17 protein-coding genes are annotated in these 15,323 nt (G+C 63.3%); 14 read left to right on the top strand and 3 right to left on the bottom strand.

Annotated features, from left to right (window positions below; genetic code table 11):
- Positions 1-51: 51 nt before the first annotated feature.
- From obgE to FAA97_RS13300, 10 genes are all read left to right on the top strand, one after another.
- Positions 52-1,140, top strand: a complete 1,089-nt coding sequence (gene obgE / locus FAA97_RS13345) for a GTPase ObgE (RefSeq protein WP_136599044.1) — start codon at positions 52-54, stop codon at positions 1,138-1,140.
- The gene (gene proB, locus FAA97_RS13340; protein ID WP_136599043.1) at positions 1,140-2,318 is read left to right on the top strand and encodes a glutamate 5-kinase; all 1,179 of its coding nucleotides are present in this window, start codon (positions 1,140-1,142) and stop codon (positions 2,316-2,318) included. Before obgE ends, proB begins: the two co-directional genes overlap by 1 nt.
- Complete coding sequence (locus FAA97_RS13335; RefSeq protein ID WP_136599042.1) at positions 2,311-3,594, top strand: glutamate-5-semialdehyde dehydrogenase; 1,284 nt, start codon at positions 2,311-2,313, stop codon at positions 3,592-3,594. The genes proB and FAA97_RS13335 overlap by 8 nt, the downstream gene beginning before the upstream one ends.
- A 37-nt stretch (positions 3,595-3,631) precedes the next feature.
- Positions 3,632-4,222 (top strand): nicotinate-nucleotide adenylyltransferase, encoded by a 591-nt coding sequence (locus tag FAA97_RS13330; protein ID WP_206110030.1) that lies wholly within the window; start codon positions 3,632-3,634, stop codon positions 4,220-4,222.
- A 133-nt stretch (positions 4,223-4,355) separates the two neighbouring features.
- Complete coding sequence (gene rsfS, locus FAA97_RS13325) at positions 4,356-4,766, top strand: ribosome silencing factor (protein ID WP_136599040.1); 411 nt, start codon at positions 4,356-4,358, stop codon at positions 4,764-4,766.
- Positions 4,767-4,871: 105 nt separating this feature from the next.
- The gene (rlmH, locus tag FAA97_RS13320) at positions 4,872-5,354 is read left to right on the top strand and encodes a 23S rRNA (pseudouridine(1915)-N(3))-methyltransferase RlmH (RefSeq protein ID WP_136599039.1); all 483 of its coding nucleotides are present in this window, start codon (positions 4,872-4,874) and stop codon (positions 5,352-5,354) included.
- A gap of 178 nt (positions 5,355-5,532) precedes the next feature.
- Complete coding sequence (locus FAA97_RS13315; RefSeq protein WP_136599308.1) at positions 5,533-6,915, top strand: murein hydrolase activator EnvC family protein; 1,383 nt, start codon at positions 5,533-5,535, stop codon at positions 6,913-6,915.
- Positions 6,905-8,224, top strand: a complete 1,320-nt coding sequence (locus tag FAA97_RS13310; RefSeq protein ID WP_136599038.1) for a S41 family peptidase — start codon at positions 6,905-6,907, stop codon at positions 8,222-8,224. Before FAA97_RS13315 ends, FAA97_RS13310 begins: the two co-directional genes overlap by 11 nt.
- An 84-nt stretch (positions 8,225-8,308) precedes the next feature.
- Complete coding sequence (locus FAA97_RS13305; RefSeq protein WP_136599037.1) at positions 8,309-9,478, top strand: divergent polysaccharide deacetylase family protein; 1,170 nt, start codon at positions 8,309-8,311, stop codon at positions 9,476-9,478.
- Positions 9,479-9,503: 25 nt separating this feature from the next.
- Positions 9,504-10,034, top strand: a complete 531-nt coding sequence (locus tag FAA97_RS13300) for an RNA pyrophosphohydrolase (protein WP_425467422.1) — start codon at positions 9,504-9,506, stop codon at positions 10,032-10,034.
- Positions 10,035-10,043: 9 nt separating this feature from the next.
- Here the strand turns inward: FAA97_RS13300 and FAA97_RS13295 are convergent, their stop codons facing one another.
- A complete protein-coding gene (locus FAA97_RS13295; RefSeq protein WP_136599036.1) occupies positions 10,044-10,949 on the bottom strand; it encodes a LysR family transcriptional regulator in 906 nt (301 codons plus the stop codon).
- A 131-nt stretch (positions 10,950-11,080) separates the two neighbouring features.
- Here FAA97_RS13295 and FAA97_RS13290 point away from each other — a divergent pair, with 131 nt between their 5' ends.
- Both FAA97_RS13290 and FAA97_RS13285 read left to right on the top strand, forming a co-directional pair.
- Complete coding sequence (locus FAA97_RS13290; protein WP_168800998.1) at positions 11,081-11,665, top strand: hypothetical protein; 585 nt, start codon at positions 11,081-11,083, stop codon at positions 11,663-11,665.
- Positions 11,662-11,925 carry an Atu4866 domain-containing protein gene (locus FAA97_RS13285; RefSeq protein ID WP_136599035.1) on the top strand — a complete coding sequence of 88 codons (264 nt, stop codon included), beginning with the start codon at positions 11,662-11,664 and terminating at the stop codon, positions 11,923-11,925. Before FAA97_RS13290 ends, FAA97_RS13285 begins: the two co-directional genes overlap by 4 nt.
- A gap of 57 nt (positions 11,926-11,982) precedes the next feature.
- Here FAA97_RS13285 and FAA97_RS13280 read toward each other — a convergent pair whose 3' ends face one another.
- Positions 11,983-12,420, bottom strand: coding sequence for a rhodanese-like domain-containing protein (locus FAA97_RS13280; protein WP_136599034.1), 438 nt, complete (start codon positions 12,418-12,420; stop codon positions 11,983-11,985).
- A gap of 69 nt (positions 12,421-12,489) precedes the next feature.
- Here FAA97_RS13280 and ftrA point away from each other — a divergent pair, with 69 nt between their 5' ends.
- Positions 12,490-13,560 (top strand): transcriptional regulator FtrA, encoded by a 1,071-nt coding sequence (gene ftrA / locus FAA97_RS13275; RefSeq protein WP_425467421.1) that lies wholly within the window; start codon positions 12,490-12,492, stop codon positions 13,558-13,560.
- A 171-nt stretch (positions 13,561-13,731) separates the two neighbouring features.
- Here ftrA and FAA97_RS13270 read toward each other — a convergent pair whose 3' ends face one another.
- Entirely contained in the window at positions 13,732-14,175 is a 444-nt protein-coding gene (locus tag FAA97_RS13270; protein WP_136599032.1) for a metallopeptidase family protein, read from the bottom strand.
- A gap of 161 nt (positions 14,176-14,336) precedes the next feature.
- On the opposite strand from FAA97_RS13270, the gene FAA97_RS21305 reads away from it, so the two are divergent.
- The gene (locus FAA97_RS21305) at positions 14,337-15,305 is read left to right on the top strand and encodes a hypothetical protein (RefSeq protein WP_246041454.1); all 969 of its coding nucleotides are present in this window, start codon (positions 14,337-14,339) and stop codon (positions 15,303-15,305) included.
- Positions 15,306-15,323: the final 18 nt, after the last annotated feature.

Here is a 15,323-nt window from a genome sequence, read left to right as displayed (position 1 = left end):
GATGGCCGCGATCCGAGCGGAAAAACGCAACCGACACAAGACGGCAGTACGATGAAATTTCTCGATGAAGCTAAGGTATACATTCGGTCCGGCGATGGTGGCGGCGGTGCCGTCTCGTTTCGGCGCGAGAAATTCATCGAATTCGGCGGCCCGGATGGTGGCGATGGCGGCCGCGGCGGCGACGTCTGGGTCGAGGCGGTCAACGGCCTCAACACCCTGATCGACTTCCGCTTCCAGCAGCATTTCAAGGCCAAGACCGGCACCCACGGCATGGGCCGCAACCGCACCGGTGCCAATGGCGAAGACGTGACCCTCAAGGTCCCGGTCGGCACGCAGATCTTCGAGGAAGACAACGAGACCCTGATCGTCGACCTGACGGTCGAGGGCCAGCGCTTCCGCATCGCCAAGGGCGGCAATGGCGGCTTCGGCAACGCCCATTTCAAGACGGCGACCAATCAGGCGCCGGACTGGGCCAATCCGGGCCTGGAAGGCGAAGAAAAGACCGTCTGGCTGCGGCTGAAGCTGATTGCCGATGCCGGCCTTGTCGGCCTGCCCAATGCCGGCAAGTCGACCTTCCTCGCCTCGGTCACCCGCGCCCGGCCGAAGATCGCCAACTATCCCTTCACCACCCTGCATCCCAATCTCGGCGTCGCCACCATCGACGAGCGCGAATTCATCCTGGCCGACATTCCGGGCCTGATCGAAGGCGCGCATGAAGGTGTCGGCATCGGCGACCGCTTCCTCGGCCATGTCGAGCGCACCCGCGTGCTCTTGCATCTTGTCTCCGCCCAGGAAGAACAGGTCGGCAAGGCCTACAAGACCGTGCGCCACGAGCTGGATGCCTATGGCGCCGGCCTCGAAGACAAGCCGGAAATCGTGGCCCTGTCGCAGATCGACGTCCTGGATGAAGCCGAACTGAAGAAGAAGGCGACGGAGCTGAAAAAGGCCTGTGGCCAGACGCCGCTTCTTCTCTCGGCCATCACCGGCAAGGGCATGACGGACGCGCTGCGTGCGCTTCGTGATGTCATCGTTGCCGCCCAGGGCAATCAGCCCCTGCCCGAAAAACGCGAGAAGAACCGCCGCAAGCGTGATGAGGACGGCAATCTGGAAGCCGGCCTCGACGGAGAAGGCGACGACTGATGACGACCCGGCTCCGCTCGCTCTCCCGCGTCAAGCGCGTCGTCATCAAGATCGGCTCCGCCCTGCTCGTCGATCGTGGATCCGGCATCAAGGCGGACTGGCTCGATGCCATCTCGGATGACATCGCCGCATTGAAAGCCCGCGGAACCGACGTGCTCGTCGTGTCCTCGGGCGCCATCGCGCTTGGCCGCACCGTGCTCGACATGCCCAAGGGCGCCCTGAAGCTCGAGGAAAGCCAGGCCTGCGCTGCTGTCGGCCAGATCGCGCTTGCCCGTCATTGGGCCGAAAGCCTGTCGCGCCACCAGATCGTCGCCGGCCAGATCCTGCTGACGCTTGGTGATACCGAGGAGCGGAGGCGTTACCTCAACGCGCGCGCCACGCTCAACCAGCTGCTGAAGATCGGCGCCGTGCCGATCATCAACGAGAACGACACGGTTGCCACGACGGAAATCCGCTATGGCGACAATGATCGCCTCGCTGCCCGCGTCGCCACCATGGCCGGTGCCGACCTGCTGGTCCTGCTCTCCGATATCGACGGCCTCTACACGGCACCGCCCCATCTCGATCCCGATGCACGCTTCCTCGACACGATCGAGGAAATCACGCCTGAAATCGAGGCCATGGCAGGCGGAGCCGCTTCCGAACTGTCGCGTGGCGGCATGCGCACCAAGATCGACGCCGGCAAGATCGCAACCGGTGCCGGCTGCGCCATGATCATCGCCTCGGGCAAAACCATGAACCCGCTTGCATCCATCGAGACCGGCGCCCGCCATTCCTGGTTCGCCGCCTCGAAATCGCCAGTCACCGCCCGCAAGACCTGGATTGCCGGGCAGCTGCAGCCGGCCGGCACGATCGAGGTCGATGCCGGGGCGGAAGGCGCGCTGAAGTCTGGCAAAAGCCTGCTGCCCGCCGGCGTGAAATCCGTTTCCGGCGCGTTCCATCGCGGCGATACCGTGTCGATTGTCGGCACCAATGGCCGTGAGATCGCCCGCGGACTTGCCGGCTACGATGTCGAAGAGGCGCGCCGCATCTGCGGCCGCAAATCGAAGGAAATCGAGGAAATCCTGGGTTATGCCGGCCGTGCCGCCATGATCCACCGCGATGACCTCGTCATGACCGAACTCGGCCAGCGCGATGCGGCTGCCGCCGATGACCGGAAGGATGCCGCCCATGCTTGATACCGTCTCCAGCGACACCTCGGTTGAGGCCGTCATGCTCGACATCGGCCGCCGCGCCCGCCGCGCCGCGCGACCGCTGGCAACGGCATCGACGCAAGCAAAGAACAAGGCTCTGAACGCCATGGCCGATGCGCTGATGGCCGCTGAAGCCGACATCCTTGCCGCCAATGCGATCGACCTGAAGAATGCCGCCGAGACCGGTGTCGCAGCCTCCTTCATCGACCGCCTGACGCTGAACACCGAACGCATTGCCGGCATTGCCACATCGCTTCGCGAAATCGCCGACCTGCCGGACCCGGTCGGTTCGCTGATCGCCGAATGGGACCGCCCGAACGGCCTGCATATCGAGCGCGTCCGCACGCCGCTCGGCGTCATCGGCGTGATCTATGAAAGCCGCCCCAATGTCACGGCCGATGCGGGTGCACTCTGCCTCAAGGCCGGCAATGCCGTCATCCTGCGCGGCGGCACCGACAGTGTCCATTCCTCGCGCGCCATCCATGCCTGCCTGGTCAAGGGGCTTGAAGCTGCCGGCCTGCCGGGTGATGCGATCCAGCTGGTACCGGTCACGGACCGCGCCGCCGTCGGCCATCTGCTCTCCGGTCTCGACGGCTCGGTCGATGTCATCGTGCCGCGCGGCGGCAAGAGCCTCGTCGCCCGCGTCCAGCAGGAAGCCCGCGTTCCGGTCTTTGCCCATCTCGAAGGCCTCTGCCACGTCTATGTCGACGCCTCGGCCGATATCGACATGGCGGTGAAGATCACCGTCAATGCCAAGATGCGCCGCACCGGCATTTGCGGCTCCGCCGAAACCCTGCTCGTCGATCGCGCCGCAGCCCACACGCATCTGAAGCCCATCCTCGATGCGCTTGCCGCGAGCGGCTGCGAGATCCGCGCCTCGAAAGCCGTGGCCGAGCGTGTCGCTGGTCTGAAGCCTGCCACCGAGGCCGACTGGACCACCGAGTATCTCGATGCGATCATTTCGGTCGACCTCGTGGACGGTATCGATGGCGCCATCGAACACATAGCCCGCTATTCGTCGAACCACACCGAGGCCGTCATCGCCGAGGATCCCGAAGTCGTCGAGCGCTTCTTCAACGAGATCGATTCCGCCATCCTCCTGCACAATGCCTCGACCCAGTTCGCTGATGGTGGCGAGTTCGGCATGGGCGGCGAGATCGGCATCGCGACCGGCAAGATGCATGCGCGCGGACCGGTCGGCGTGGAACAGCTGACCTCCTTCAAATACCGCGTCCACGGCACCGGCCAGGTCCGTCCCTGACGTGGAAGAGCAGGCCCTCGCGCATCGCCACACCATCATGCCGCATGTCGAGCCGGGCATGGTGGTGGGCCTGTTCGGCGGGTCCTTCAATCCGCCGCATCAGGGCCACACGCTGGTCGCCGAGATTGCCATCCGCCGCCTCGGGCTCCACCAGCTCTGGTGGATGGTGACGCCGGGTAATCCCTTGAAAAGCCACCGGGAGCTTGCGCCGCTCGCCGACCGTCTTTCAGCCTGCGAAGCCATGGCCGAGGATCCGCGCATCAAGGTCACCGCCTTTGAAAAGGCACTCGGTACGAGCTATACCGCAAAGACGCTGGATTACATCCGCGCCCGCAACTCGGCCGTCCACTTCGTCTGGGTGATGGGTGCAGACAATCTCGCCGGCTTCCACCGCTGGCAGCACTGGCAGAAGATCGCCTCCACTTTCCCCATCGCGGTCATCGACCGTCCGGGCTCGACACTTGCCTATCTCTCGTCGAAAATGGCCCGCACCTTCGATTATGCCCGGATCGATGAGGAGGATGCGGGGGTGCTCTGGCAGAAGAAGGCGCCGGCCTGGACCTTCATTCACGGACCTCGTTCGACCCTCAGCTCCACCGCCCTGCGCACGGCTCAGAAAAACCCCTGACATGGCCGGGGGAAACAGTGCTTTTCCGGGCCATCCCTTGAAAGAATCGCCGATCGATGCCACCTTTTGAGGGCGATCACCGTTTCAGGGATCGCAGACGTGCTGTTCTGTGTTGCCAAAGAAAGGATGAACTCTGACAACAGTACACACCAAGGGACGCGCTCCTCGCGCTATCCCGACGAGCGTGGAACGTGGCGCCGATGCCGCAGCCCGCGCCCTTGAGCTGGTCCTCGCAAGTCTCGAGGACTCGAAAGCAGAAGACATTGTCTCCATCGACATTGCCGGCAAATCCGCGCTGGGCGACTACATGGTCGTCGTATCCGGACGCTCCAGCCGTCATGTCACGGCCATCAGCGAGCATCTCATTTCCGATCTGAAGGACGAAGGCCTGGGCTCCGCCCGTGTCGAGGGCCTCGAAACCGGCGATTGGGTGCTGATCGATACCGGAGACATCATCGTGCATGTGTTCCGACCGGAAGTTCGCGAATTCTACAACCTGGAACGGATGTGGGCGGCTCCCGATATCGAGGACAGGCTGCACTGATACGGCCGGCCGTCCTTTCGGATGGTCGCAAAGCCGGATTGACACGGCCGGAGGAATCCGGCCGATAGAAACGGTTGTGTGACCGTAGACTTGGATGACTGCCGCATGAAGATTGGCATCTATGCCGTGGGCCGGCTGAAGGCTGGACCGGAGAAGGAACTCGCGTCCCGTTATCTGGACCGCTTCGCCAAGGCCGGACCGCAATGCGGCCTGGAATTCAGCCGCACCGTCGAGCTGAATGAAAGCCGCGCTAGCAATGCCGATACGCGAAAGCGCGAGGAAGCCGCCGAGCTTTCCCGCCAGGTTCCGGATGGCGCGTTCATCGTCGTGCTCGATGAACGCGGCAAGGCGCTCGACAGCGCCGAATTTGCCAAGGTCGTTGGCGATGCTGCCGACAATGGTCAGCGCGACATGGCCTTTGTCATCGGTGGCGCCGATGGTGTTGACCCGGAATTGCGCGATCGCGCACGTCTTGTCCTCAACCTCGGCAAGCTCACCTGGCCACATCAGCTGGTACGCATTCTGATCGCCGAACAGCTCTACCGTGCGGTCACCATTCTGACCGGTCACCCCTATCATCGGGTGTGACGGAATTATGGCGCTTATCGCTTTGCGAGACGCGCAAATCAGCGTATTTTCCCCGGCGAAACGGGAAGATACCTTGCCAAGAGCAACAAGATTGACTGCCATAAACCGGATGCGGGGCTTGAATGCCATCCGCATGGCGCAGTCTGTCACCCTGCTATGCCTGGCAGGCCTCTTTGCAATGCCGAGTGCAGAGGCAATCGCCGCCCCGGACGATCACGCCGCCGTAACAACAGGCGCGGTCCCGCCACGGCAGGATCGGGACGATCTCATCACCACGACGGTCAAGCCGCAAGAGCCTCAGGACCCCGCGCTCGAACTGCGCTCCAAGCGCGACGAGGTGAGCGGCGAACTGCAGGAAATTGCCCGCAGCATGAAGCTTTCGGAAGAGAAGGCAGCGCAGCTGGAAGCCAGCATCGCCGCCTTGACCAAGTCTTCCGAGACGATCAAGGCAGCCCTCATCGAGTCAGCCGCGCGGCGCAAGGAGATCGAGACCGGCATCAGCGAGGGCGAAAAGCGCCTCGCCGATATCGGCCTCAGGGAAGATGCGATCCGCGCCTCCTTCAAGGGTCGTCGGGCCGTGCTTGCCGAAGTCCTTGCTGCCTTGCAACGCATGGGGCGCAATCCACCGCCCGCGCTGCTGGTAAGCCCTGAAGATGCGCTGGCCTCTGTCCGCACCGCCATCGTGCTGGGTGCGGTCGTTCCTGGCGTGCGCGCCGAAACCGACAAACTGGCCGCCGACCTGAAGGAATTGATCGCCCTGCGCGATACCAGCCGCGTCGAAATGGAGAAACTCGTGGCCGCGATTGCCACCCGGCAGGAAGAGGAGCGCCGCATGGACCTCCTGCTTGCCGAAAACGACCGGCTGGCGCGAACCAATTCGCTGCAATTGCAGGCCGAGCGCAAGCAGGCCGAAGCGCTGGCAGCACAGGCAACGACGATGGAATCGCTTATCCGCTCCCTGGAGGATGAGATCACCTCGGTTCGCCAGGCAGCCGATCTTGCCCGCGCCGAAGAGGCACGCCGCGCCGAAATGAGCGAGGAGCAGCGGGCACGGGCTCGTGATTTGGTGCAATCGGGATTGCCTGATAAAAACCGTATTGCGCCCGCATATGCGTTCTCCGAATTGAAGGAAAAGCTGGAGCTGCCGGTTGCGGGAGAAACCCTGCGCCAGTTCGGCGATCCGGATGGCACAGGGCATCAGGCATTGGGAACCGTCATCGCCTCGCAACCTGGCGCGCTCGTGACAGCGCCGGCGGACGGATGGGTGGTTTTCGCAGGCAATTTCAGAAGCTACGGTCAGATGATCATTCTGAACACGGGCGACGGCTATCACATGGTGCTGTCTGGCATGGACCGCATCACCACGGGCCAGGGCAAGTTTGTCCTGTCGGGCGAGCCCCTGGCGACCATGGGTGAAAAAAGAGTGGCCAGTGCGACCGCTTTGGCGCTGGAAACGGACAGGCCAACTCTTTACATTGAACTTCGAAAAGACGGTAAACCGGTTGATTCCCGTCCCTGGTGGGCAGGAGGCGATTCTGGAAAGGCACAGAATGATTCGTAGGGTCTCTCTTCTCCTCGTCGGCGCACTGATGGGCGCAACCGCGATGAGCGTCATCTATTCGGCAGGCGTTCCCGCCCAGGCGGCGGGTGCGTCCACCTACAAGGAACTGTCGATCTTCGGCGATGTGTTCGAGCGCATCCGCGCCCAATACGTCACGCCGCCGGATGAAAACAAGCTGGTCGAGAGCGCCATCAACGGCATGCTCACCTCGCTGGATCCGCATTCCGTCTACATGAACGCCAAGGATGCGGAAGACATGCAGACGCAGACCCGCGGCGAATTCGGCGGGATCGGCATCGAAGTCACCATGGAAGAGGAACTCGTCAAGGTCATCACGCCGATCGACGACACGCCGGGCGCCAAGGCCGGCATCCTCGCCGGCGACTTCATCTCCGACATCAACGGCGAAAGCGTGCGCGGTCTCAAGCTTGAGGAAGCGGTCGAGAAGATGCGCGGCGCGGTCAACACGCCGATCAAGCTGACGATCCTGCGCAAGGGCGCCGACAAGCCGATCGAAATCACGGTGACCCGTGAAATCATCCCGATCCGCGCCGTCAAGTCGCGCGTCGAAGGCGATGTCGGTTATCTCCGCGTCATCTCCTTCACCGAAAAGACCTTTGACGATCTCGAAGCCGCAATCGAGAAGATCAAGAAGGAAGTGCCGGAAGACAAGCTCAAGGGCTACGTGCTTGACCTGCGCCTCAATCCGGGCGGCCTGCTCGATCAGGCCATCTACGTCTCGGACGCCTTCCTGGAACAGGGCGAAGTGGTCTCCACCCGCTCGCGCGATCCGCAGGATACCCGTCGCTTCAACGCGTCTGCCGGCGATATGACCGACGGCAAGCCGGTGATCGTGCTCGTCAACGGCGGTTCGGCCTCCGCGTCTGAAATCGTCGCAGGCGCCCTGCAGGATCTGAAGCGTGCAACGGTGCTCGGCACCCGCTCCTTCGGCAAGGGCTCCGTCCAGACCATCATCCCGATGGGCGAAAAGGGCGCGCTGCGCCTGACCACGGCGCTCTACTACACGCCGTCGGGCCGTTCGATCCAGGGCACCGGCATCGAGCCGGACATCAAGATCGAGCAGCCGCTGCCGGAAGAACTTCAGGGCAAGGTGCGCTCCGAGGGTGAATCCGCGCTTCCCGGCCACATCAAGGGCCAGAACGAAAGCGACGAAGGCTCGGGCTCGATCGCCTATGTGCCGCCGGAAGCCAAGGACGACGTTCAGTTGAACCACGCACTCGATCTTCTGCGCGGCAACAAGACGGATCCGGCCTTCCCGGCAGATCCGCAAAAGGCCTCCCTGCAGTAACAGTCTCAAACCGCCGCCCGCGTCACCATCCTGACGCGGGCGTTCGGGTCTTCGTGATCCGCCCCAACTACCGGAAGTCTCGGCATGGATCTGCATGCACCGCTCGGTCAGGAGCGAAAGGGCGGCAAAGGCAAGAAGCCACGCCCGCGTCTATCCACGCTCTCTTCTGTTCTGGCTGGCCTTGCGCTGGTCGGCGTCTCCCTTTGGACATCGCTGACGCCTCTTCCCCTGTCGCAAGACCCGCCGATTACCCTTGCTGAAAAATCCGAGGAACCGACGATCGCGATCGCCGGAACCGAGCGTGAGCCCCTGGACAGTGCAGGCGGCCTGCCGACAAGCGGCCCGCGCGACGGCGCCAATGTCAGGCGCACCACGACAGACGACGGCAATGTCGTCACCACCTTCACCCCTTCCTCGCGGTCGGGACCCGTCATCATCGGGGCGTCGGAGACGCAGGATCCACGGCTTGCCGGCCAGCCCAATGATGATCTGCTCGAGGATACGCCGGAAGGCCGCCTGCCGATCGTCTCGGCCTCCGGCCTGCGCCCTGTCGATTACTACGCCCGTCCCTGGTCCGGCGCGCGCGGCACCCGCATTGCAATCGTCATCGGCGGCATCGGCCTCAGCCAGACCGGCAGCCAGAAGGCCGTGCACGATCTGCCGGAAGACGTGACCCTTGCCTTTGCCGCCACCGGCAATAGCCTGACGCGCTGGATGCAAGAGGCCCGCCGCAAGGGCCATGAAGTGCTGTTGCAGGTGCCAATGGAGCCCTTCGACTATCCGAACAATGATCCCGGCCGCAATACGCTGATTGCCGAGGCGAATGCTGCGACCAATCTCAAGAATCTGCACAAGGCCATGGGCCAGATCACCAATTACACGGGCATCATGAACTATATGGGTGGTCGGTTCCTGGCCGATGACAAGGCCATGGATCCCGTCATGCGCGACATCGCGGCCCGCGGCCTGCTCTTCCTTGATGATGGCTCGACCGCCCGCTCGCTGTCCGGCGATTTCGCCAAGGCAATCGGCTTTCCGCAGGCCTTTGCCGATGTCGTCATCGACAGCCAGATCGACCGCCAGGCGATCCTCGCCAAGCTCGACGAACTGGAACGCATCGCCCGGCGCAATGGCCAGGCGATCGGCGTGGGTGCCGCCTTCGACGAGACCATTGACGCGGTCGCCAAATGGCGCGACGAAGCCGTCAGCCGCGGTGTCGAGATTGTCGGTGTCTCCGCGATCGCCGCCGAGTGACCTTTCACGCCAGGAACGAGATCCCATGAGCTCTGAAATCGAAAAGCCTCCTGTTCGCGCCGAGGATCTACCCTATCGCCCCTGCGTCGGCATCATGGTGCTCAATCGTGAGGGCCGGGTCTGGGCCGGACGCCGCATTTCGGAAGGCAATTCGGAATATGACGGCTCGCCGCAGCTCTGGCAAATGCCCCAGGGCGGCATCGACCCCGGCGAAGACCCACTTCCCGCCGCGATCCGCGAACTCTACGAAGAGACCGGCATCAAGACCGTTTCGCTGCTGGCCGAGGCCGGCCGCTGGATCAATTACGACCTTCCCCCTCACCTGATCGGCATCGGACTGCGCGGCAAATATCGCGGCCAGACCCAGCGCTGGTTCGCCTTCCGCTTTGAAGGTGACGAGAGCGAGATCATGATCAACCCGCCGCCGGGCGGCCACACGGCCGAATTCGATGAATGGGCCTGGAAGCCGATGCAGGATCTGCCCGGCCTGATCGTGCCCTTCAAACGCGCCGTCTATGACGCGGTCGTCGCCGAATTCGCCCATCTGGCCGGTTGAACTCTCCCGTCAGCCGGCCCCTCGTCCGCGGCGATAGCGCTGCACGTGATCGACAAGCGCGCGCAGTTTCGGCGCCATGTTGCGGCGGTTGGGAAAGTAGAGATAGAAGCCGGGATAAGGCTCAAGATAGTCGTCGAGAACGGAAACCAGTTCCCCACGGGCCAGATACGGCTCGAAGGTCTCCCGCACGGCATAGGTGAGCCCAGCACCCGCCAGCGCCATACGCAGCATCAGGCGCAGATCGTTGGTCGTGATCTGCGGGGTCAAGGCCACCGCAAATGTCCGCCCCGCCTCCTCGAACTCCCAGGGTGCCGGCACCTCGTCCGGCGCCGGACGCCAGGCGATGCAGCGATGGCCGGAAAGGTCGCTCGGATGCTGCGGCACCCCGTGACGTTCGAGATAGGCGGGGGAGGCCACGACGGCCTCGCACTGCGCCCCGGTCAGCGGGATCGCCACCATGTCCCGCTCGATCACCTCGCCGAGCCGCACTCCGGCATCGAAGCCGCGGGAAACGATGTCCCACGTCTCGTCGGTCACCGTCACGTCGATGGTGATATCCGGATGCGCCTCGGCGAAGCTGCCAAGGAGCGGTCCTGAAAGAAAGGCATCGGCAATCGAGGTCACGGCAATCTTCAGGTGCCCCGCCGGTCGCGCATCGCCGCCCAGCCCCTCCAACGCCGCGCCGATTTCCGCCATCGGCTGCCCGAGATGCTGAAGCAGCCGGCTTCCGGCTTCCGTCAGCCGCACGCTGCGCGTCGTGCGCACCACAAGCGCAATGCCGCAGGCGTTCTCCAGCCGCTGCACGCCCTGGCTCACCGCCGACCGGGTGACGCCGAGGCGGCGGGCCGCACCGGCAAAACTCTCCTCCTCTGCAACAGCGAGAAACACCGGCAGAAGGTTCAGATCCGGCATCATTGTAAAGCATACCTCACCAATATGGTCACGACTGACTGGATACCGGCGACAATCCGTTCCGTCTAGGGTCTCCACATCGGCAAGGCGATCCGCCCCGGCCGATGTGAGATGCCTCAAGAAAGGATGTTTCCATGACCACACTCATCAGACTGAGCCGGACGCTGGCATTGGCTCTGCTCGCACTCCCCGCGCTCCTTGCGCCGGCAGCCGGTTTCGCGGCTGACAAGGACTGCCCGGCGAGCGGCAGCGAAAGCCCGCTCGAATTGCACCGTGACTGGATCATGGAGGGCTGGGAACGGCGCGAAGCCGACCCGGCCTTCGTCTTTGCAACGAAGATGCAGCGCTACTACGACCTCACCCATACGGAAGGCGTGTTCTACGACAATTTCGCCCCCGGCCAGACACAGCTCTTCACCGATTCCGCCCGCTACGGCGCCAATTGGGAAGATCTGCAAAACGCCGCGCGCTCCGTGCGCCACGGCCTGACATCGGGCCATGACCAGCTTCTCGACGGCAATGTCGCATCCACCACACTGGGTTTCGTCGGACGGCTGGAACGGCTGAACGGCGAGGTTCTGGCCTTCGACGGCCGCTCGCAGCTCGGCTGGACCTGCAGGGACGGCAACTGGAAGATCCGCCAGGAGCTGAACTATGCCTGGGTGGTCGAGCCGGAAACCATCGCGGACGTCCTGGGAAAGGGGGAGCTGACACCATGAGTGATACCGGAGAGAAAAAGCCTGCATCCCACCCCTATGTCGGCCTCTGGGTCACGAAAGATCGATCGGTTCGCCACGAACTCCTGCCCGACAATCGCTATGTCGAAGCCCGCGGCAACCGCGAACGCGCCTATCTCGGCCGTTATGAAGTGACCGGAACGCATATCGAATACTGGGACGATACCGGTTTCACCGCCGATGGCGATTTCCGCGATGACATCCTCTATCACGGCGGCATGGTTCTCCATCGGGAACGCTGATTGCCGCGCAGGCGGGCGGCCCTTATGGCCGCCCGTTCCCGCCCTCACCATCAGGGCTCAGCGGACAGCCTGCAACCCGCCACTTTCCACCGCAAACCCTTCATCCGCCCAGCCGGTCATGCCGCCGATCATCACCTTGACCTTGCGCTTGAGCCTTGCCAGCCGCAGGGCCGCACGGTCGGTGCCGTTGCAATGCGGCCCGGCGCAATAGACGACGAACAGCGTGTCCTCAGGCCATTCCGCCATCTTCCGTTCCGTCATCTTGCCATGCGGCAGGTTGATGGCGCCCGGCACATGGCCACGCTCGAACAAGGCCGGTCCGCGCACGTCGAGCAGCACGAAATCCGGCTCGCCTTTTTCCATGGTCGCATGCACATCCCAGCAATCCGTCTCGAAGGCCAGGCGCGCCGCATAATGCGCTTCGACAAGGCCAGGCTCGGCGGCAGGAAATTCGGTGACGAGGCTAGGCGTGCGGCTTGAGGTGAGGCTTGGCATGCGAAGGCTCCTTTCTTGGTCTGGTGAAAGCACCTTGCCTTTTTGCGCGATGTGGCGAAACTGGCCAGCATGCCAACAAGCGTCAAGATCATGCCAATGTTAGTCACAACCACGCAGCGTGAACAGTCCCGTGAAGCCGCCTCCCCTTTCACAGCCTCCCCGCTTGCCGGACCGCGCGTCGTGACCCTCGCCTATGACGGCCTTTGCACCTTCGAGTTCGGTGCGGCGGTGGAGGTGTTCGGCCTGTCACGGCCCGAAATGGGCTGCAACTGGTATCGCCATGCCACGGCTGCCATCGAACCTGGCCCCTTGCGGGCCGCCGGCGGCTTGAGCGTGACCGCGTCTGGCGATCTCTCCTTGCTGGAAGAGGCAGATCTTATCGTCGTGCCTGGCTGGCGCGGTATCAACGAGCCTGTCCCACCCTCTCTCATCGCTGCCCTGCGCGCCGCCCATGCCCGGGGCGCCCGTCTGATGTCGCTCTGCTCCGGTGTTGCGGTGCTCGCCGCAACCGGCCTTCTCGATGGCCGTCGCGCCACCACTCACTGGCGCTATGTCGATGCGATCGCCGCCCGTCATCCGGCCATTCAACTCGATCCGGACGTGCTTTATGTCGATGAGGGCGACATGCTGACGGCCGCCGGCAGTGCGGCCGGCATCGATCTCTGCCTGCATGTGGTGCGCCGCGATTTCGGCGCCGAGGCGGCAAACAGCGTGGCACGTCGCCTGGTCGTGCCGCCGCATCGCGAAGGCGGCCAGGCGCAGTTCATCCTCCGTCCCGTCCCGGAGGAGCGCGAAGGCCGCAGACTTGGGCCACTGATCGACTGGATCGACGCCAATCTGCACCGGGAGGTAACGCTGACCGAAATGGCGGCGCAAAGCGGCATGAGTATCCGCACGTTCCAACGACGGTTCAAGGAGATGACCGGCGCATCACCCGGCGATTTCCTTCTCACCCGCCGGCTGCGCCATGCCTGCGACCTCTTGGAACGCAAGTCGGGAATTTCGCTGAATGATGTGGCGCTTGCAGCCGGCTTCGGCACGCCGGCCACGCTCCGCCACCATTTCCGCACCCGCCTGTCGACAAGCCCCGCCGCCTATCGGGCGCGGTTTGGCCATGGGAAACCCGCACCTACTGCATAATTCCTTAAATCGGAATCGATTTAAGGTGAAAATTATGCAGCAGATATAAAGCGCTACAGCGAACCTTTGTGCGCCATGTTTGGCGCACGGCGCTGTAGCGCAAGCAACTGACATCATGTCCGCTCAATTCGGAAGGTGCAGGCGCAAGGTGTGAGGTAGATCGCCCTGGGCTCAGCGCTCGGCGGCAGCGGCCTCTTCGGCGCTTTCTTCGATCCGCTCCATGTCATCGTCGGACAGGCCGAAGTGATGTCCGATTTCATGGATCAGTACATGGGTAATGATATCGCCCAGCGTTTCTTCGTTCTCCGCCCAGTAATCGAGGATAGGACGGCGATAAAGCGTGATGCGGTTCGGCATCATGCCGGTTTCCATGGAAAATCGCTCCGAAATGCCGCGCCCTTCAAACAGGCCGAGCAGATCAAAGGGGGTTTCGAGCGCCATGTCTTCGAAGACTTCATCGGTCGGAAAATCGGTGATCTCGATGATGAGATCGCGGCTCAGGTCGCGAAATTCCTGCGGCAACCGGCCATAGGCCTCGATCGCCAGCGACTCGAACGTGCTGATCGTCGGCGCATGCCGTTCCTGCCAATCCTCGCTCTGATCTATGCGGGCCATGGATACTCCTTACATGCCCGCACATATAGGGGTTTTGCGACAGGATTTCGAGAGTGAATTCAAGGGAGGAATAAATTCTTATATTCATCCCCGTTGACTCTTGCGGCAAGCTCTGGAATCCATAAGAACAAATGAGGAACATCTGATTAACGGAGAACGTCATGGGCCCGCGGCCTTCGGCGAAGGAAGAGCTTTTTGCCCTCAGGCAAGCAATTGCCCGTATCGAGGGAAAGCCCGACCATGCCGCCCGTCTGGCTGCCACGGCGGACGGACCAGACCTGCCGGACGACCAGCAAGAGCAACAGGTTGACCACCCCGGAACATCCGAAGCCGAAGCCATCTTTGCTCCGCTGGCCGCCGAATGGACGGCAGAAGGCAGCATGATCGAACTGCGCGGCGACCGGTTGCAGCAGGCCGGTGCGCTCTCCGGCTTTGGCCTGTCGCTCGCAATGATGTCTGCGGTCGAGCCCGGCGCAGAAAAGCCGTCCGCATCACGCCCCTGCCTCTTCATCGCCGATCCGCATGTCGTGCGGGAAGCGGGCCTGATCTATGCGCCCGGTCTTGGCCATTATGGCCTCTCGGCTTCCGAACTGGTGCATGCGCTGCCACGCCGCATCGAGGATGCATTGTGGCTCACGGAGGCGGCGCTCACCTCGCGGGCCTTCTCCACCGTGCTCCTGGAGGTGCATGGCAATCTCAAGAAATTCGGTCTCACCGAAAGCCGCCGGCTGAGCCTCAAGGCCCGCAGCACCGGCGGTCGGCTGCTGATCTTGAGACAAGCGGGTGAGGAAGAGGCGTCAAGTGCCGCCTTCCGCCTGTTCGTCAGGCCCGCACCGGCGGCGGCGCGGCCTCTTTCCAATGGATCCCTGCTGGGCGGCAGCATCGGGAATCCCGTCTTTCACATCTCAATCGAGAAATCCCGTCTGCCGGGACTTGTCGATCTTACCCTGGAGTGGATCCCCCATGACCGCCGCCTTCACGCCCTTGCTCACGCAACATCAGGCCTCGGAACAGCGCATCCTGTCCCTGTGGCTGCCGAGGCTCTCCACCGACCGCATCGCGCGCCGCCGCTGGGGTCTGTCGTGGCGCTCGGACAGACACGCATTCAAGGGTTCGAGCGCGCATCCTGAACGCCCGCCGCTCGCCTG

The sequence above is a fragment of the Peteryoungia ipomoeae genome (assembly GCF_004912165.1).
GTDB lineage: Bacteria > Pseudomonadota > Alphaproteobacteria > Rhizobiales > Rhizobiaceae > Allorhizobium > Allorhizobium ipomoeae.
The sequence above is the reverse complement of the archived record's forward strand: the minus strand, read 5'-3'. Positions and strand labels throughout refer to the sequence as shown.